General features: G+C 71.1%; 19 protein-coding genes. 17 read left to right on the top strand and 2 right to left on the bottom strand.

Going from position 1 to position 18548, the window contains the following annotated elements; all coding sequences use genetic code 11:
- Positions 1-74: 74 nt before the first annotated feature.
- From ACIPJY_RS07860 to dapF, 10 genes are all read left to right on the top strand, one after another.
- Complete coding sequence (locus ACIPJY_RS07860) at positions 75-2984, top strand: DNA translocase FtsK (RefSeq protein WP_400462584.1); 2910 nt, start codon at positions 75-77, stop codon at positions 2982-2984.
- A gap of 5 nt (positions 2985-2989) precedes the next feature.
- Positions 2990-3625, top strand: coding sequence for a CDP-diacylglycerol--glycerol-3-phosphate 3-phosphatidyltransferase (gene pgsA / locus ACIPJY_RS07855; RefSeq protein ID WP_400462582.1), 636 nt, complete (start codon positions 2990-2992; stop codon positions 3623-3625).
- Entirely contained in the window at positions 3622-4149 is a 528-nt protein-coding gene (locus ACIPJY_RS07850; protein WP_400462579.1) for a CinA family protein, read from the top strand. Before pgsA ends, ACIPJY_RS07850 begins: the two co-directional genes overlap by 4 nt.
- Positions 4150-4303: 154 nt before the next feature.
- Positions 4304-4612 (top strand): helix-turn-helix domain-containing protein, encoded by a 309-nt coding sequence (locus ACIPJY_RS07845; RefSeq protein WP_058725115.1) that lies wholly within the window; start codon positions 4304-4306, stop codon positions 4610-4612.
- Positions 4613-4709: 97 nt separating this feature from the next.
- Positions 4710-4934, top strand: coding sequence for a DUF3046 domain-containing protein (locus ACIPJY_RS07840; RefSeq protein ID WP_123656394.1), 225 nt, complete (start codon positions 4710-4712; stop codon positions 4932-4934).
- Positions 4935-5192: 258 nt separating this feature from the next.
- On the top strand, positions 5193-6260 hold the full coding sequence (gene recA, locus ACIPJY_RS07835; RefSeq protein WP_400462576.1) for a recombinase RecA: 1068 nt from the start codon (positions 5193-5195) through the stop codon (positions 6258-6260).
- Positions 6257-7150: a regulatory protein RecX gene (locus tag ACIPJY_RS07830; RefSeq protein WP_400462573.1), complete on the top strand. Its 894-nt coding sequence runs from the start codon at positions 6257-6259 to the stop codon at positions 7148-7150. The genes recA and ACIPJY_RS07830 overlap by 4 nt, the downstream gene beginning before the upstream one ends.
- 28 nt (positions 7151-7178) lie before the next feature.
- Positions 7179-8672: a tRNA (N6-isopentenyl adenosine(37)-C2)-methylthiotransferase MiaB gene (gene miaB, locus ACIPJY_RS07825; RefSeq protein ID WP_400462570.1), complete on the top strand. Its 1494-nt coding sequence runs from the start codon at positions 7179-7181 to the stop codon at positions 8670-8672.
- Positions 8659-9645: a tRNA (adenosine(37)-N6)-dimethylallyltransferase MiaA gene (gene miaA / locus ACIPJY_RS07820; RefSeq protein ID WP_400462567.1), complete on the top strand. Its 987-nt coding sequence runs from the start codon at positions 8659-8661 to the stop codon at positions 9643-9645. Before miaB ends, miaA begins: the two co-directional genes overlap by 14 nt.
- The gene (gene dapF / locus ACIPJY_RS07815) at positions 9642-10532 is read left to right on the top strand and encodes a diaminopimelate epimerase (protein WP_400462564.1); all 891 of its coding nucleotides are present in this window, start codon (positions 9642-9644) and stop codon (positions 10530-10532) included. The genes miaA and dapF overlap by 4 nt, the downstream gene beginning before the upstream one ends.
- Positions 10533-10692: 160 nt before the next feature.
- Here the strand turns inward: dapF and ACIPJY_RS07810 are convergent, their stop codons facing one another.
- Positions 10693-11307 carry a class I SAM-dependent methyltransferase gene (locus ACIPJY_RS07810; RefSeq protein ID WP_400462561.1) on the bottom strand — a complete coding sequence of 205 codons (615 nt, stop codon included), beginning with the start codon at positions 11305-11307 and terminating at the stop codon, positions 10693-10695.
- 61 nt (positions 11308-11368) lie between these two features.
- Here ACIPJY_RS07810 and hflX point away from each other — a divergent pair, with 61 nt between their 5' ends.
- Complete coding sequence (gene hflX, locus ACIPJY_RS07805) at positions 11369-12892, top strand: GTPase HflX (protein WP_400462559.1); 1524 nt, start codon at positions 11369-11371, stop codon at positions 12890-12892.
- A gap of 171 nt (positions 12893-13063) precedes the next feature.
- Here hflX and lexA read toward each other — a convergent pair whose 3' ends face one another.
- Complete coding sequence (gene lexA, locus ACIPJY_RS07800; protein ID WP_400462556.1) at positions 13064-13729, bottom strand: transcriptional repressor LexA; 666 nt, start codon at positions 13727-13729, stop codon at positions 13064-13066.
- A gap of 218 nt (positions 13730-13947) precedes the next feature.
- Between lexA and ACIPJY_RS07795 the strand changes: the two genes are divergently transcribed.
- The 6 genes from ACIPJY_RS07795 (at position 13948) to ACIPJY_RS07770 (ending at position 18470) form a co-directional block, all read left to right on the top strand.
- A complete protein-coding gene (locus tag ACIPJY_RS07795; RefSeq protein WP_400462553.1) occupies positions 13948-14382 on the top strand; it encodes a hypothetical protein in 435 nt (144 codons plus the stop codon).
- A 135-nt stretch (positions 14383-14517) separates the two neighbouring features.
- On the top strand, positions 14518-15624 hold the full coding sequence (locus ACIPJY_RS07790) for a histidinol-phosphate transaminase (protein ID WP_400462551.1): 1107 nt from the start codon (positions 14518-14520) through the stop codon (positions 15622-15624).
- On the top strand, positions 15621-16223 hold the full coding sequence (hisB, locus tag ACIPJY_RS07785; protein WP_400462548.1) for an imidazoleglycerol-phosphate dehydratase HisB: 603 nt from the start codon (positions 15621-15623) through the stop codon (positions 16221-16223). The genes ACIPJY_RS07790 and hisB overlap by 4 nt, the downstream gene beginning before the upstream one ends.
- On the top strand, positions 16220-16855 hold the full coding sequence (gene hisH, locus ACIPJY_RS07780) for an imidazole glycerol phosphate synthase subunit HisH (protein ID WP_400462545.1): 636 nt from the start codon (positions 16220-16222) through the stop codon (positions 16853-16855). The genes hisB and hisH overlap by 4 nt, the downstream gene beginning before the upstream one ends.
- Before the next feature lie 55 nt (positions 16856-16910).
- A complete protein-coding gene (gene priA, locus ACIPJY_RS07775) occupies positions 16911-17657 on the top strand; it encodes a bifunctional 1-(5-phosphoribosyl)-5-((5-phosphoribosylamino)methylideneamino)imidazole-4-carboxamide isomerase/phosphoribosylanthranilate isomerase PriA (RefSeq protein ID WP_400462542.1) in 747 nt (248 codons plus the stop codon).
- Between the two features lie 3 nt (positions 17658-17660).
- Entirely contained in the window at positions 17661-18470 is an 810-nt protein-coding gene (locus ACIPJY_RS07770; protein ID WP_400462539.1) for an SseB family protein, read from the top strand.
- Positions 18471-18548 lie beyond the last annotated feature (78 nt).

Here is an 18548-nt window from a genome sequence, read left to right as displayed (position 1 = left end):
CGGGCCTCCTGCCGTTGTCCACAGCCGTGCGCGCCTCCGCGAGAACGTCCCCAGGTGGCGTTAGGGTTCTGCCCATGGCCGGAGGCACCAAGTCGACCACGCGCTCGCGCGCGTCCTCGTCGTCCCGCGGAAGCGGGTCGCGTCCTTCGTCGCGCACCCAGGCCACCACGAAGAAGCTCCCGCAGGCCGCACCCGCGGTCGAGTTCAGCGGGCAGAACCCGCTGGTGACCGCCTGGCTCGCGATGGCGCACGGCGTCGGCGCGATGTTCCGCCTGCTCGGCAAGGAGTCCCTCGAGAAGGACCAGCGCCGCGACGGCTTCCCGTTCTTCCTGTTCGTGCTGGCCATCGCCGGCGCCGTGGTGGAGTGGCTCAACCCGACGAACGCCGTCTCGATCGCGCTCGACGCGTACACGTTCGGCGGGCTGTTCGGCCGGCTGGCGTTCGCGCTCCCGGTGATCATGGTGGTGTTCGCGGGGTGGTTGTTCCGGCACCCGGCCTCCGTGCACGACAACACCCGGATCGGGATCGGCCTCGGGCTCCTGCTCGTCTCGATCGCCTCGCTCTGCCACGTCTTCGGCGGGCAGCCGAGCGCCTCCGACGGCATGCCGGCCCTGGCCGCGGCCGGCGGCGTGATCGGCTGGGTCGTCATCGGGTGGCTCGTGGCCGTCGCAACGGCGTGGATCGCCGTCCCCGTCGCGATCGTGCTCCTGGTCCTCTCGCTGTTCATCATCACGAAGACGCCGCCGAACAAGGTCGGTCGTCGACTCCACGAGCTCTACGCGTACCTGTTCGGGGCCCCGGCTCCCGCCGCCGAGCCAGAACCGGACGCCGCAGCTCCCGCCGTCACCAGGCCGTCGCGGAAGCGCGCCGGCAAGACCGACTCGCAGGGCCTGCAGCTCTTCGAGGACCTCGGCTTCGACGCGGACGCCGACGAACCGGCCGAGGGCACCGTCCCCTGGTGGCGTCGGAACAAGTCCGGACGGGAAGAAGACCCCGCGTACGACAGCCCCGTCATCCCGGCGGCGAACGCCGGTGCCCCGTCGGCGGCACCGTCGCCGAACGCCGGCGCGGCGGCCGGGCTCATCGACCACACGCCCGCTGAGCCCGCGTCGGTGAACCTCAACGACTCCGCGGAGACCGAGGTCGCCGCAGACCTCGACCGTGCCGAGCAGGCACTGCGCGACTTCGGTGCGCCCGTGCCCGACGACGCGACCGAGGTGATCCGTCCGGGCCGTGACGTGCCCGCCGTCGTCTCCCCGAGCCTCCCGCCCGAGCCCGTCGACGACGTGGCGGACGTGGCGGACGAGCCCGACGACCTCCCCGCGGCGGCCGCTGCGGACGACCCGTCGCGCCCGTACCGTCTGCCGGCGGCCACGACGCTGAGCTCGGGGACCCCGTCGGTCGCCCGCAGCCAGGCGAACGACGACATCGTCGCGGCGATCACCGGCGTCCTGACCGAGTTCAAGGTCGACGCGAAGGTCACCGGCTTCTCGCGCGGCCCGACGGTCACGCGCTACGAGATCGAGCTCGGGCCGGGCGTCAAGGTCGAGCGCGTCACGGCGCTGTCGAAGAACCTGTCGTACGCCGTCGCCTCGAACGAGGTCCGGATCCTCTCGCCGATCCCGGGCAAGAGCGCCATCGGCGTCGAGATCCCGAACACCGACCGCGAGATCGTCTCCCTCGGCGACGTGCTCCGCTCGAACGCGGCGCGGAAGTCGAAGCACCCGATGACCATCGGCGTCGGCAAGGACGTCGAGGGCGGGTTCGTCGTCGCCAACCTCGCGAAGATGCCGCACCTGCTCGTCGCCGGCTCCACCGGGTCCGGCAAGTCGGTGTTCATCAACTCGATGATCACCTCGCTGCTGATGCGCGCGAAGCCGTCCGAGGTCCGCATGGTCCTGGTCGACCCGAAGCGCGTCGAGCTCTCGATCTACGCGGGCGTCCCGCACCTGATCACCCCCATCATCACGAACCCGAAGAAGGCAGCGGAAGCGCTGCAGTGGGTCGTGAAGGAGATGGACATGCGGTACGACGACCTGGCGTCGTTCGGGTTCCGCCACGTCGACGACTTCAACAAGGCGATCGAGAACAACGAGATCGTGCTGCCCGCCGGCAGCGAGCGGAAGCTCAAGCCGTACCCGTACCTGCTGGTGGTGGTCGACGAGCTCGCCGACCTGATGCTCGTCGCACCGCGCGACGTCGAGGAATCGATCGTCCGCATCACCCAGCTCGCGCGTGCCGCCGGCATCCACCTCGTGCTCGCGACGCAGCGTCCGTCGGTCGACGTGATCACGGGGTTGATCAAGGCCAACGTCCCGTCGCGCATCGCGTTCGCGGTCACCAGTGTCACCGACTCCCGCGTCATCCTCGACCAGCCGGGTGCCGACAAGCTCATCGGGCAGGGCGACGGGCTCTTCCTGCCGATGGGCTCGTCGAAGGCCGTGCGTGTGCAGGGCGCCTGGGTGCAGGAGAGCGAGGTCGCCGAGGTCGTCCAGCACGTCACCCGGCAGGCCCAGCCCGAGTACCGCCAGGACGTCGCGGCGGTCGTCGAGCGCAAGGAGATCGACGCGGACATCGGCGACGACCTCGAGCTGCTGCTCGCCGCCGTCGAGCAGGTCGTGTCGACGCAGTTCGGGTCGACCTCGATGCTGCAGCGCAAGCTCCGGGTCGGGTTCGCCAAGGCCGGGCGCCTGATGGACCTGATGGAGTCCCGCGACATCGTCGGTCCGTCAGAGGGCTCGAAGGCCCGCGACGTGCTCGTCACGACCGACCAGCTGCCGTCGGTGCTCGCGAAGCTCCGCGGTGAGGAACCGCCGGCGCCCGCTGCCCCTGCCGCACCGGCCGCACCGGCCGCACCCGCCGCCGGAGCCTCCGACGGCGCGGACCGGTACGGCGCCGACCCGGTGGGCGACATGACCCGCGGGTACGATGAAGTCGAGGACGAACCGGACGAGGACGCCTGGGGCCTCACCGGCAGGGAGTGAACACGATGACCGCCTCGGAAGGCACCAACACGAAGCGGTTCCCGTGGCGCGGACGACTGATCCGCAAGGGTCCGGGTCCCGCGTCGACGGCGAACGTCGCGAACATCATCACCGTCATCCGGATCCTGATGGCGCCGCTGTTCTTCGTCCTGCTGCTGTCAGACGCCGGCCACGACGGGCCCGTCCGGATCTGGGCCGCAGTGATCTTCGTCGTGGCGATCGTCACGGACAGCGCCGACGGGATCATCGCGCGCCGGCAGGACCTGGTCACGGACTTCGGCAAGCTCGTCGACCCGATCGCCGACAAGGTCCTGATCGGTGGCGCCCTGGTGGCGCTCTCGATCCTCGGCGAACTGCCGTGGTACGTGACCGTCCTGATCATGGTGCGCGAGATCGGCATCACGGTGTTCCGCTTCGCGGTGCTCTCGGACCGCGTGATCCCGGCGAGCCGCGGCGGCAAGATCAAGACCGTCCTGCAGGCCGTGGCGATCACGCTCGCGCTCTTCCCGTGGTGGAACTTCGCGGGCGACTTCGCGCACTGGACCAACGGCATCCTGATGACGGCCGCGTTCATCGCCACCGTCCTGAGCGGCCTGGACTACCTCTGGCAGGCGTGGAAGCACAACCGGACCACCCCGTGACCGGAGCCGCCGGCGTGACCGGCACCGAGCCTCCGGACCGGGTGGCCCACGCGCTCGTCGCGACGCTCACCCGGCGTGGTGAGACCGTCGCCGTCGCGGAGTCGCTCACCGGCGGCCTGGTCGTCGCGGAGCTCGTCGGCGTGCCGGGCGCGAGCGCCGTCGTCCGTGGCGGCGTGGTCGCGTACGCGACGCCGGTCAAGGCGTCGGTCCTCGGCGTGTCCTCGTCGCTGCTCGCCGCGCGCGGTGCCGTCGACCCCGACGTCGCCATGCAGATGGCGGACGGGGTCCGGTCGGCGCTGGCCGTCGACGGCGTCCCCGCGACGTGGGGGATCTCCACCACGGGCGTCGCCGGTCCGGACCCGCAGGACGGCAAGCCCGTCGGCACGGTGTTCGTCGGGATCGCGTCCGGAGCCGGCGCCAGGGCGTTCGAACTGCACCTCGACGGGGACCGCTCGGCAATCCGACAGGCCTCCGTCTCCGAACTCCTGGTACGGCTGCTCGACGAACTGGACGCCGGGGAATAGCCCGCGTTACCGCTGGGTTACATCTCACGCAATCTCCAGCAGGACGGCAGCCCAGGTGGCTAGCATGCTGCAACCGGCAACGCTAGTGTTGCTGAACCCGTGACGGTCATCCCGATCGATCGGGCTTTGGAGACGACAGGAAGGAGGAGTTCTCATGGTTCTCGTTCGTCAGGAAATCGGCGACGTTCTGCGGGACTTCCGCTTGCAGAAGGGCCGGACCCTCCGTCAGGTCGCGTCCAAGGCCAGCGTTGCTCTCGGGTACCTCAGTGAAGTCGAGCGTGGTCAGAAAGAGGCCAGCTCGGAGATCCTCGCATCCGTCGCGGACGCGCTGGACACCCCCATCTCCACGATCATGCGCGAAGTGGGCGACCGCCTCGCCGTCGTGGAAGGACTCACCCCGGTCCCGGACACGCTCCCGGACGAACTCGTCGCCGAGTTCGACAACGACCTCGCGGTGCGCTGACCCGCACTGCACCACGAACGCCCTCGCCGGTCCGCCGGCGGGGGCGTTCGCTCGTCGTGGGCTGGGTCCGGCGCGGCTCGGCGTTTAGGCTTGTGGGATGCGGGTGAGTGAGTTCTGGCGGGCCGTCGACCAGGTCTTCGGGGAGGCCTACGGTGCCGTCGTCGCCCGTGACGTCGTGCTCGAGGAGCTCGGAGGCCGCTCCGCCGCCGATGCGATCGCCGCCGGGATCGACACCCGGAAGGTCTGGGACGCGCTCTGTGACTCCCAGGACGTGCCGCAGGACCGTCGGCACGGCAAGGGCCTGCTCGAGCCGCGGGACTGAACCGACATCTCCGAACATCTGTTCGGCGTGTCGCTCGAACACGTGTTCGACGGGTGGTAGCTTCCTCCACAGCGGCGCAGATCGATGGGTTCGTCCACAGGCAGCGCGGTGACCGGCAGTGATGTCGGTGGCCCGCCCTAGGTTCGAGTCATCGGGAACGCCCGAAGCCTTGTCCGAGAACCAGGGGCCTTGCACCACCGGCTCCTGGGGGCCAGACAGCCTACAGGCGGCAGACATCGAGCACGAAGGAAGCACACCATGCCCTCACCAGCAGACCGCGAGAAGTCCCTCGAGACCGCACTCGCGCAGATCGACCGGCAGTTCGGCAAGGGTGCTGTCATGCGCCTCGGCTCCGACGAGCGCGCCCCGGTCGCCACCATCCCGACCGGTTCCGTCGCCCTCGACGTCGCGCTCGGGATCGGTGGGCTGCCGCGTGGCCGCATCATCGAGATCTACGGCCCGGAGTCCTCGGGCAAGACGACGCTGACGATCCACGCGATCGCGAACGCCCAGCGCAACGGTGGCATCGCCGCCTTCATCGACGCGGAGCACGCCCTCGACCCGGAGTACGCGAAGAAGCTCGGTGTCGACATCGACGCCCTGCTGGTCTCGCAGCCGGACACCGCCGAGCAGGCACTCGAGATCGCGGACATGCTCGTCCGCTCCGGTTCCATCGACCTGATCGTGATCGACTCCGTCGCGGCGCTCGTGCCCCGCGCCGAGATCGAGGGCGAGATGGGTGACTCCCACGTCGGTCTGCAGGCACGCCTCATGTCGCAGGCGCTCCGCAAGCTCGCCGGTGGGCTCAACCAGACCCAGACCACGATGATCTTCATCAACCAGCTGCGCGAGAAGATCGGTGTGTTCTTCGGCTCCCCGGAGACCACCTCCGGTGGTAAGGCGCTGAAGTTCTACGCGTCGGTCCGCCTCGACATCCGCCGCATCGAGACCCTCAAGAGCGGTACCGACGCAGTGGGCAACCGCACCCGTGTCAAGGTCGTCAAGAACAAGATGGCGCCGCCCTTCAAGCAGGCCGAGTTCGACATCCTGTACGGCACGGGCATCTCGCGCGAAGGCTCGCTGCTCGACTTCGGTGTCGACCACGGCATCGTGAAGAAGTCCGGCGCCTGGTACACCTACGACGGCGACCAGCTCGGGCAGGGCAAGGAGAACTCTCGTTCCTTCCTGATCCAGAACCCGGAGATCGCCGCCGAGATCGAGGGCAAGATCCTCGCCAAGCTCGGCATCGGTGGAGCCAAGCCCGAAGCGGAAGCCGCTCCGGTCGAGTCCATCGAGACCAAGCTCGCCGCGCGCAAGGGCGCGTGACCCCCCGCGACGACGAGGCGGACCTCGCACCGGTCACCGACCTGTTCGGTGCGAGGTCCCGCCGTCGTACGACTCCCGAGCCGGTCGCCCCGGCCCCCGACGCGATCGACCCCGACGGCCCGCCGTCGTCGATGCTCGAGGACGACGCGGACACCCCGGTCCCGTTGCCCCTCCGTGGTCCCGAGGCGCAGGCCGACTGGGTGTCGCCCGTCGTCGGTGACGGCTCCGGCCGGAGCGCTCGGGCCGAGATGGCCGGCTACGACCCCGAGGACTCCGGGGCCGATGCGACCACCGCGTCGGTCTTCTCGATCGTCGGCGGTGACGAGATCGACCCCGCCGATGCGCCGCGTCCCCTCGACGAGCAGCGCGCCGATGCCGAGCGACTCAGCATGCGTGCGCTCGGACGCAAGGGCGTCAGCACGTCCGAACTCCGGACGACCCTGACGAAGAACGACCTCGACCCGGACGTGGTCGACCACGAGATCGAACGGCTCACCCGGGTCGGGCTGCTCGACGACGTCGCCCTGGCCACCGACCTGGTGGACCGGCTGCACGATCGCAAGCGCCTCGGCCGACAGGGCGTCGTCGCGGAGCTCCGGCGCCGTGGCATCGACCAGACGGCGATCGACGCCGCACTCGAAGCAGCGACCGACGACGATGACGACGAGTTCGTCCGGGCGATCGACCTCGCGGTCAAGCGTGCCGGACAGCTCCGTGGGCTCGACCGCGCGACGGCGGAGCGGCGTCTCTCCGGGTTCCTGATGCGCAAGGGCTACAACGGCGGCATCGTCCGGATCGCGGTCGAGCGAGCGCTCGACGGCGGCGGGCGCGGTGGCGGTCCACGGTCGAACGGACCGGGCGGTCCGCGCGGCCCCGTGCGCTTCGAGTAGCCACACCGCGATTTACACTGGGACGACCATGGCCACCGTCGCAGCGCGCCCCCGCACCTACGAAGTCCGCACCTACGGGTGTCAGATGAACGTGCACGACTCCGAGCGGCTCAGCGGGTCACTGCAGGCCGCCGGGTACGTGGCGGCCGACGGCGACCAGGCCGACGTGGTCGTGATCAACACCTGTGCCGTGCGAGAGAACGCGGACAACCGCCTCTACGGCAACCTCGGGCAACTCGCCGGGATCAAGCGCGAGCACCCCGGCATGCAGATCGCGGTCGGCGGGTGCCTGGCGCAGAAGGACAAGAACGTCATCCTCGAGAAGGCACCGTGGGTGGACGTCGTCTTCGGGACGCACAACATGGGGTCGCTCCCGACGCTCCTCGAACGGGCACGGCACAACGGCGAGGCGCAGCTCGAGATCCTCGAGTCGCTCGACGTCTTCCCGTCGACGCTCCCCACCAAGCGGGACTCCACGCACAGCGGGTGGGTGTCGATCTCGGTCGGGTGCAACAACACCTGCACCTTCTGCATCGTCCCGTCCCTGCGCGGCAAGGAGACGGACCGACGCCCGGGGGACGTCCTCGCGGAGATCCAGGCGCTCGTGGACGACGGCGCGATCGAGGTCACGCTGCTCGGGCAGAACGTGAACTCGTACGGCGTCGAGTTCGGCGATCGCCAGGCGTTCGGCAAGCTCCTGCGTGCCGCCGGGCAGATCGAGGGACTCGAGCGCATCCGGTTCACCAGCCCGCACCCGGCCGCGTTCACCGACGACGTCATCGACGCGATGGCAGCGACGCCGAACGTGATGCCGCAGCTGCACATGCCGCTGCAGTCCGGCTCGGACCGCGTGCTCAAGGCGATGCGGCGCAGCTACCGGAGCGAGCGGTTCCTGGGGATCCTCGACCGGGTCCGCGCGAAGATCCCGAACGCCGCGATCTCCACCGACATCATCGTCGGGTTCCCCGGCGAGACCGAGGAGGACTTCGAGGACACCATGCGCGTGGTCGAGCAGGCGCGCTTCGCCTCGGCGTTCACGTTCCAGTACTCGATCCGCCCCGGCACGCCGGCGGCCACGATGCCGGACCAGCTCCCGAAGGCCGTCGTGCAGGCCCGGTACGAGCGACTCGTCGCCCTGCAGGACCGCATCACCGCCGAAGAGCACTCCGCGCAGGTCGGCCGCACCGTCGAGGTGCTCGTCGCCACGGGGGAGGGCCGCAAGGACGACTCCACGCACCGGCTGTCCGGACGCGCGGAGGACTCCCGGCTCGTGCACTTCTCGGTGCCGACCGGTTCCGCCGTGCCGCGGCCCGGGGACGTCGTCACGGTGGAGATCACCCGCGCGGCGCCCCACTTCCTGATCGCGGACACCGACGAGCCGCTCCGGATCCGGCGTACCCGTGCCGGGGACGCCTGGGACCGGGCGCAGGCCGAGTCCTGCGGTGTGCCCACCCCTGCCGAGCCGGGCGACGGCCCGAAGCCGGTCTCACTCGGCTTGCCGACGCTCCGTGTCGGCCGCTGACGTCGCCGGCGCCTCCACCGACGCTGCGCCGGGCACGGGCGACGGTACTGGGGCGCCCGGACTGATCGCCGTCGTCGGGGCGACCGGCACGGGGAAGTCCGACCTCGGCATCGCGATCGCCGACCGGTACCGCGTGCACGGCCGTCGCGCCGAGATCGTGAACGCCGACGCAATGCAGTTCTACCGCGGCATGGACATCGGCACCGCGAAGGTGCCCGAGGCTGACCGGCACGGCATCCCGCACCACCAGCTCGACGTGCTGGACGTCACCGACGAGGCCAGCGTCGCGGCGTACCAGCGCGACGCCCGCGCGGTGATCGCGGACATCGTCGACGGCGGTGGGGTCGCGGTGCTCGTCGGCGGCAGCGGGCTGTACGTGTCGTCGGTGCTGTACGAGCTGGACTTCCCGGGGACCGACCCCGCCCTGCGTGCGGAGCTCGAACGCGAGCACGAGGAACGCGGGCCGAACTTCCTCCTGGCGCGGCTCCGCGAACTCGACCCCGCGGCTGCGGACACGATCGACGCACGCAACCCACGGCGCCTGATCCGCGCCGTGGAGATCGCGAGCCGATCGGACCAGGTCACCACGAGCCTCCCGTCCGCGCCCCGCGCGTGGCGACCAGCGCGGGTGCTGCACCTGCGTCGCGACCGAGAGCAGCTCGTGACGGCCCTGCACGCCCGGGCCGAGCGGATGTTCGCGGCCGGTCTCGTGGACGAGGTCGCGGCGCTCCGCGCCGTCGGCCTCGAGCAGGGCCGGACCGCCCGGGCCGCGATCGGGTACTCGCAGGCGCTCGACGTGCTGCGGGGCGTCTCGACCGAGGCCGAGGCCGTCGAAGCGACCGGGGTCGCGACGCGGAAGTACGCCAGGCGGCAGGTCTCCTGGTTCAAGCGCTACGCCGATGCCGAGGACCTCGACGTGACCGGGGCGGACCGCGACGGGCTGTCGGCGTTGGCCCGTAGGATCGTCCCGTGACCGAGCTGCACTTCACCAAGGGCCAGGGGACCGGCAACGACTTCGTCCTGTTCGCCGACCCCGACGCCACGGTCGAGATGACCCCCGACCGGATCCGTGCCATCGCCGACCGACGCTTCGGTGTCGGGGCGGACGGCGTGATCCGCGCCGTGCGCTCGGACGCGATCCCAGAGGGACAGGCCATCGTCGCCGAGGACCCCGGCGCCACCTGGTTCATGGACTACCACAACGCCGACGGTACGGTCGCCGAGATGTGCGGCAACGGGATCCGGGTGTTCGCGCGGTACCTGACCGAGTCCGGACTCGTCGACCTGGAACCGGGGGAGACCCTATCGGTCGGCAGCCGGAAGGGCATCGTCGACATCCAGCGGCAGACGAACGGGTTCTCCGCCGACCTCGGGCGCTGGGGCCTCGGTGTCGACGGCAGGGGTTCCGACGACGTGATGGTGCGGGCGAAGAACCTCGACACCGCGCGGCCCGGGCTCGGCATCGACGTCGGCAACCCGCACGTGGTCGTGGCCGTCGCGACCGAGGACGAACTCGCCGACGTCGACCTGACGTACGTGCCGGTGCTCGACCCGGCTCCGTCGGAGGGCGCGAACGTCGAGTTCGTGCTGCCGGGCGATCCCCTGGTGCAGGACGGGGTCGGACAGATCACGATGCGCGTGCACGAGCGGGGCAGCGGCGAGACCCTGTCGTGCGGGACCGGAGCGGTCGCGGCGGCGTTGGCCACCCGTTACTGGGCGGGGTCGGCGGCGCCGGACACGTGGCGGGTGCGGGTTCCCGGGGGTGTGCTCACGGTGCGGATGTTCGCGGCAGAGGACGGCGAGCACGTCGCGCTGGCGGGGCCCGCCGAGCTCGTGTTCTCGGGGGACCTGACGGTCTGAGGCGCGGGGCGCTGCGCGCGGGGCGCGCGCTGCGCGCGCTTTGCGCTGCGCGCTTCGGCACTGTGCGAGGTTTCGTACAGTGTGCGGCGCTCGGGCCCTCGCACAGTGGACGGAACGGCGCACACTGCGGCCGGCGCCGCGCGGCGCCGCGCGGCGCGCCCTACTCCGCGGTGCGGTGCACCCGCAGCACGCGGAACCCCTTGTCCGTCGATGCCCGCGTGACGTGGAACGACGCCCCGAGCGTGTCGTGCAGCCAGCGCTGCAGGGAGTCGCCGCCGAGGTCCTTCGAGACGACGAGCCAGGCGTCGCCGGAGACCTCGAGCCGGGGAAGCCAGGTCAGCAGGATGTCGTGGAGCTCGTCCTTGCCGACCCGGATCGGCGGGTTCGACCAGATCGTCCGGAAGCGCAGGTCTGCCGGGACGTCCGACGGCAGCGCGATCGAGACGTTCGACGCCCCGGCGGTCTCGGCGTTGCGGCGCGCCAGGTCGAGCACCCGCTCGTTCACGTCAACGCCCCACACCGCGGCGTCCGGGGCGTGGATCGCCATCGTGATCGCGATCGGACCCCACCCGCACCCGACGTCCAGCAGCGCTCCGTCGTGCGCAGGCGGGGGCACCGAGTTCAGCAGGACGCGCGTGCCGCGGTCGAGGCCGTCCGGGCTGAACACCCCGGCAGCGGTGGTCAGCGACAGCGAACGGCCCGCCAGCGTGACGGCGATCTGACGCGGTCGCGCCTGGCTCTCCGGGGTGGCCGAGAAGTAGTGGTCGTTCGCCATGGAAGAACCGTACCGGGAACCCCGTGTGTCCTGACGGCCCCGGAGGTACCCTGTGGAAAGCATGACGGAACCCAACAACCAAGCTGAAGGCGACGGCGTCGTCGAGCGCGTGCTGCGCAACGCCGACTCGCGAGCCAGCTCGTCCATCTTCGCCCCCGCCCAGGCCATCCAGACCCGCTCCGTTGACGAGCACGGCTGGTCGGGCGACGGCGACCAGTACGACCGGGAGGACCGCGCGGCGCTGCGCAGGGTCGCCGGTCTCTCCACCGAACTCGAGGACGTCACCGAGGTCGAGTACCGGCAACTCCGGCTCGAACAGGTCGTCCTGATCGGCGTGTACGCCCAGGGCGACGCGGCCGACGCGGAGAACTCACTGCGCGAACTGTCGGCCCTCGCCGAGACCGCTGGCGCCGTGGTCCTCGACGGGCTGCTGCAGCGTCGGCCGCACCCGGACCCGTCGACCTACCTCGGCAAGGGCAAGGCCGAGGAGCTCGCGATGGTCGTCAAGGCCACCGGCGCCGACACCGTGATTGCGGACACCGAGCTCGCTCCTTCCCAGCGTCGTGCCCTCGAGGACGTCGTGAAGGTGAAGGTGATCGACCGCACCGCTGTGATCCTCGACATCTTCAGCCAGCACGCCAAGTCCCGCGAGGGCAAGGCGCAGGTCGAACTCGCGCAGCTCGAGTACCTGCTCCCGCGTCTCCGCGGCTGGGGTGAGTCGATGTCCCGCCAGGCCGGTGGCCAGGTGTCCGGCGGTGCCGGCATGGGCTCGCGTGGCCCCGGTGAGACGAAGATCGAACTCGACCGGCGTCGCATCCACACCCGGATGTCGAAGCTCCGCCGCCAGATCGCCGGGTTCCGCCCCGCACGAGAGGCCAAGCGTGCCGACCGGCACCGCAACGAGGTCCCGAGCGTCGCGATCGCCGGCTACACCAACGCCGGCAAGTCCTCGCTGCTGAACCGTCTGACGAGCGCGGGTGTGCTCGTGCAGAACCAGCTGTTCGCCACCCTCGACGCGACCGTCCGCCGGACCGAGAGCACGAAGGGCCGCGAGTTCACGTTCGTGGACACCGTCGGCTTCGTCCGGAACCTGCCGCACCAGCTCGTCGAGGCGTTCCGGTCCACCCTGGAAGAGGTCGGCGAGGCGGACGTCATCGTGCACGTCGTCGACGGCTCGCACCCGGACCCGGCCGCGCAGCTCGCCACCGTCCGCGAAGTCATCGCCGACGTCGGCGCCCGCGACCTGCCCGAGATCGTCGCGTTCAACAAGGCCGACCTCATCGACGAGGCGCAGCGGCTCGTGCTGGTGGGCCTCGCCCCCGACGCCGTTTTCGTGTCGGCTCGGACCGGTGAGGGCATCGCCGACCTGCTCGCCGCGATCGAGGACCGGCTGCCGGAGCCCGACGTCTCGCTCACCGTGGTGGTGCCGTACGACCGTGGGGACCTCGTCTCCCAGCTGCACGACACCGGCTCGGTCGAGACGGTCGACTACGTCGAGTCGGGGACGCGCCTGCGGGTGAAGGTCTTCCAGCGGCAGGTCGCGGAACTCGACCCGTACGTGGTCGCGCCCGTCCCGTCCGCCTAGCGGCCGGTTCCGCCCAGCCTGGAGGCCCGGCTGGCGTCCGCCAGGCCCCCTCCTGTCGGGCAGGCGGTTCTGTCCGCAACCGCACAACGAGAACCGGTCCGAACCACGTACCCACGTGGTTCGGACCGGTTCTCGTTGTGCGGCGTCGATCGAGCCGCCGCCGTGCAGCGGTCAGAGGGAGCGGAGGACTGCCACGACCTTGCCGAGGACGGTTGCGGCGTCGCCGAGGATCGGCTCGAACGCGGTGTTGCGGGGCAGCAGCCACGTGTGGCCGTCGCGCTGCCGGAAGACCTTGACCGTCGCTTCCTCGTCGAGCATGGCGGCGACGACGTCACCGTTCTCCGCGGTCTGCTGCGAGCGGACGACGACCCAGTCCCCGTCGCAGATCGCGGCGTCGATCATCGACTCGCCGACGACCTTGAGCATGAAGAGGTCGCCCGACCCGACGAGCTGACGGGGCAGCGGGACGATCTCGTCGACGTGCTGCTCCGCGGTGATCGGGACACCCGCGGCGATCCGGCCGACCAGGGGGACCAGGGTCGTGGCGTCGACGTCGGGGCCGTCGGATGCCGCGGAGGGCTCGTCGACCAGGACCTCGAGCGCGCGGGGGCGGTTCGGGTCACGTCGGATCCAGCCGCCGAGCTCGAGCTGCCCGAGCTGGTGCGAGACGCTCGAGAGGGACGAGAGGCCGGCGGCGTCGCCGATCTCGCGCATGCTCGGCGGGTACCCGCGGCTGGCGATGGAGGCCCGGATCGCGTCCAGGATCGCCTGCTGCTTCGCGGTCAGCGGTTTCTGTCCCCGCAGTTCGTCCGCCACGTCGTCTCGCCTTCTCGTCACGACCGTTGGACTGTCGATCGGGGAATGTCGGTGGTCCCCGTGAGACTTGTCCCAGTCGGTCGAAACAGTATCCGACTGCATGACGCCGGACAAACACCTGTTCGAGCGTGTCGCACGAAAACTCTCCAGAAATCTCTCCAGGGGGCTTGTGCGGCCGCCCGTTCGAACGTATGTTCGGTACATCGCTTCGGTTCACCTGAGCAGGAAGGCACCACGACATGAGCACCATCGCACTCGCAGACATGCAGAGCAGCTCCGTGCAGCGCGGGTCCGCGCGACGCGAGACCGTGCAGCCCGGAACGCTGCAGCGCGACGGCTCGCAGCGCGCCGTCGTCGGGACTCGGCTCCGCCTTACGCGTCGTGGTCGTGTCGTGCTCACGACGCTCGCCGCCCTCCCGCTGCTGCTCGTCGTCGGCCTGATCGCGCTCAACGGTGGGCAGGCGTCGGCCGGCAACACCGCAGCAGACGTGCACTTCCAGACGGTGACGATCGAGCCGGGCGAGACCCTCTGGCAGCTCGCGGAGCAGACCGCGCCGAACGCCGACCCGCGTGACTTCATCCAGGACGTCGTGAGCCTCAACGCGCTCGACGGCTCCGGTGTGCAGGCGGGGGAGCAGATCGCGATCCCGGCGAAGTACGCCGACGCGAAGTAGCAGGAGCCCGGAACGAGCCAGCCCGGGCCCGGAATGAGCCAGCCCGGGCCCGGAACGAGCCAGCCCGGGCCCGGAACGAGCCGGACCGTCTGGACGGCCGGTCATCGCGGAGGCGCACCGCTCTACGATGGATCGGTGGCATTCACGCTCGAAGACCTCCCGATCCGAGACGACCTCCGCGGTCAGAGCCCCTACGGCGCCCCGCAGAAGCACGTCAGCGTGCAGCTCAACGTCAACGAGAACACCCATCCGGTGCCGCAGGACGTCGCCGAGGACATCGTGTCGTCGATCCGCCAGGCCCTCGGGTCGGTGAACCGCTACCCGGACCGGGAGTTCACCGAACTGCGGCAGTCGCTCGCGGGCTACCTCGGCCACGACCTCGCACCCGAGCAGATCTGGGCGGCGAACGGTTCGAACGAGGTCATCCAGCAGCTCCTCCAGGCCTTCGGCGGTCCGGGGCGCAGCGTGCTCGGCTTCCCGCCCACGTACTCGATGCACTCGATCATCGCCTCGGGCACCGGGACCCGCTGGATCGCCGCCGAGCGCGACCCGGAGTTCCGGATCTCGCCGGAGACCGCCGTCGCCGCGGTGCGCGAGCACCAGCCCGACCTGGTCTTCCTGTGCGGGCCGAACAACCCCACCGGGACCCCGCTCGAACTCGCGACGATCGAAGCCGTGTACGACGCCACCGACGGCATCGTGATGGTGGACGAGGCGTACGCGGAGTTCATGCCTCCCGGACAGCCGACGTCCCTGACGCTGCTGCCCGGTCGCGAGCGGCTCGTGGTGTCCCGCACGATGAGCAAGGCCTTCGCGTTCGCGGGTGCCCGTGTCGGGTACATGGCGGCTCACCCCGCGGTGGTGGACGCACTCCGGCTGGTGCGCCTGCCGTACCACCTCTCGGTCCTGACGCAGGTGGCGGCGGTCGCAGCGCTCCGCCACGCGCCGGAGATGCTCGCGATGGTGGACGACATCCGTGGACAGCGCGACCGCATGGTCACCGAGCTGCGGGACATGGGGTACCGGCCGTACGAGACCTGGTCGAACTTCGTCCTGTTCGGCGGGGTCGCCGATCCCCGTGCCGCGTTCGAGTCGCTGCTCGAACAGGACGTCATCGTGCGCGACCTCGGCATCCCGAACCACCTCCGGGTGAGCGCGGGGACGGAGTCCGAGACGACGACGTTCCTCGACGCCATGCGCCGCGTCGCCCGCGAACAGCCGCCGGTTAGGCTGGGAGCATGACCGCGCGCACCGCCGAGATCACCCGTTCGACGAGCGAGTCGAGCGTGTCCCTGTCGCTCGACCTCGACGGCACCGGCAAGTCCGACATCTCGACGAGCGTCCCGTTCTTCGACCACATGCTGACGGCGTTCAGCAAGCACTCCCTCATCGACCTCCGCGTCGAGTCCACGGGCGACACCGACATCGACGTGCACCACACCGTCGAGGACACCGGCATCGTGCTCGGCCAGGCGCTGAAGGCGGCGCTGGGCGACCGCGCCGGCATCGGCCGGTACGGCGACGCGCTCGTCCCGCTCGACGAGGCCCTGGCCCAGGCCGTCGTGGACGTCTCCGGGCGCCCCTACCTGGTGCACACCGGGGAACCCGAGGGCTTCGAGTTCCACCGCATCGGCGGCCACTTCACCGGCTCGATGGTGCGTCACGTGTTCGAGGCGATCACGGTCAACGCCGGCATCACGGTGCACGTCCGTGTGCTCGGCGGCCGTGACCCGCACCACATCGCGGAGGCGGAGTTCAAGGCGTTTGCGCGGGCGATGCGCCGCGCGGTCGAGCTCGACCCCCGCGTCGACGGCATCCCGTCCACGAAGGGCGCACTGTGAGCGCGAAGCCGAACGTCGTCGTCCTGGACTACGGCTCGGGCAACGTCCACTCGGCGGCGAAGGCCCTCGAGCGCGCGGGCGCGGACGTCACCCTGACCTCCGACAAGCGCGCGGCCCTCGAGGCCGACGGGCTCCTCGTGCCCGGCGTCGGGGCGTTCGCGGCCGTCGTCGACCAGCTCGAAGGGGTCCAGGGCGGCGAGATCGTCGACCACCGGCTCGCTGGAGGTCGCCCGGTGCTCGGCATCTGCGTCGGCATGCAGGTCCTGTTCTCCCGCGGGGTCGAGCGGGGCGCCGACGTCGAGGGCCTCGCGCAGTGGCCCGGCACGGTCGAGCAGCTGCAGGCCGAGGTGCTCCCGCACATGGGGTGGAACACGATCGACGCCCCCGAGGACTCGGTCCTCTTCGACGGCCTGCGCGACGAGCGCTTCTACTTCGTGCACTCGTACGGCGTCACGGACTTCCCGCTCGAGGCGTACGGCCCGTTCCGTGCGCCGAAGCTCACCTGGGCCGAGCACGGGCAGCGCTTCATCGCCGCCGTCGAGAACGGACCGCTGACCGCGACCCAGTTCCACCCGGAGAAGTCCGGGGAGCCCGGTGTCCAGCTGCTCCGCAACTGGGTGCGGTCCCTCTGAGACCCGCACCGAGCCTCCCGACCGTCCCCGAACCAGCCACAGAACCGACAGGACCATGACCGACCTGACCTCCACCCCGCCCCTCGTCCTGCTGCCCGCCGTCGACGTCGTCGACGGCCAGGCGGTGCGCCTGACCCAGGGCGAGGCCGGCAGCGAGACGTCGTACGGCGACCCCGTCGCCGCCGCCCGCACCTGGCGCGACCAGGGGGCGGAGTGGATCCACCTGGTGGACCTCGACGCCGCCTTCGGTCGCGGCGACAACCGCCGGGTGATCGCGCACGCGATCCGCGAGGTCGAGGGCGTCCAGGTCGAGCTGTCCGGCGGCATCCGCGACGACGCCTCGCTCGAGGCGGCACTGGCCACCGGCGCGGCCCGGGTGAACCTCGGCACGGCGGCGCTCGAGAACCCCGAGTGGGCGGCCCGTGTGATCGGCGAGTACGGCGAGCAGATCGCCGTCGGGCTCGACGTCCGCGGGACCACCCTGGCCAGCCGCGGGTGGACCGAGGACGCAGGCGACCTCTGGGAGGTCCTCGACCGCCTCGAAGCCGCCGGATGCGCCCGGTACGTGGTGACCGACGTGACGAAGGACGGCACACTGCAGGGGCCGAACGTCGAGCTGCTCCGCCAGGTCTGCGACCGCACCGACCAGCCCGTCGTCGCGTCCGGTGGCATCTCGACCCTCGACGACCTGGTCGCGCTGCGCGAGCTGGTGCCGCACGGCCTCGAGGGCGCCATCATCGGCAAGGCTCTGTACTCCGGCGCGTTCACGCTGCCGGCCGCACTCGACATCGCGTCGGAGTAGCCCGTGGCGGGCATCTCCAACGGCCGCGGGGCAGGACCCGAGGACACCGACGACCACGCGCACGCCGCGGACTCGGCCGGGTTCCCGTGGGCGGGCCGCACCTTCGACAGCCACGATGACGCGTTCGCCGACGACGACGGCCTGGCCGACCCGGCGGTGCTGGCGGCGATCGCGGACCTCACGGCCGGTGGCTCGCAGGGCGCCGTCGTGCGCGCGCTCGGCACCGCACGCCTGCTGATCCCGCTCGTCGCGGAGGCCGGGGAGATCGGCGAGACGCCGGGCGGCCGGCTCGTGGACAAGACCCAGGAGCTCTCCATCGTCACGGTCGCCGGACCCGACGGTCGGACCGTGATGCCCGCGTTCACCTCGGTCGCCGCGATGCAGTCCTGGGACGCCACCGCCCGACCGATCCCCGTCGAGTCGCGCCGGGTCGCGATGGCGGCGGCGAGCGAGGACACCCAGCTCGTGGTGCTCGACCCGACCTCGCCGAGCGAGTTCGTCCTGCGCCGGCCCGCCGTGTGGGCACTCGGCCAGGACCTGCCGTGGACGCCGTGCTTCGAGGACACCGCGGTCGCCGCGGCGTTCGCCGCGTCCGTCGACGGGGAGCGGAGCGTCGCCCGCGTCGAGCTGGAGCCCGGCGACCCGCTGGGGCGGTTCGCCGGCCCCGAGCTGACGGTCGGACTGGCCCTGCACCCGGGCCTCGACCGGGAGCAGGTGGGGGAGCTGGTCGGCAGGCTGCAGACCCGGTGGTCGACGGACGCCGTCATCGCGGAGCGCGTGGACAGCATGCGGGTCGCGTTGCGCGTGGCCTGACCGTCCCGGTCGTGCGGCCTGGAGGCCCGGCTCGTCACCGGCGGGCACGTCGCGCCGCGCGGCGGTGCGGCCCCGGCC

The sequence above is a fragment of the Curtobacterium sp. NPDC090223 genome, assembly GCF_044746585.1.
Taxonomy (GTDB): Bacteria; Actinomycetota; Actinomycetes; order Actinomycetales; family Microbacteriaceae; genus Curtobacterium.
The sequence above is the reverse complement of the archived record's forward strand: the minus strand, read 5'-3'. Positions and strand labels throughout refer to the sequence as shown.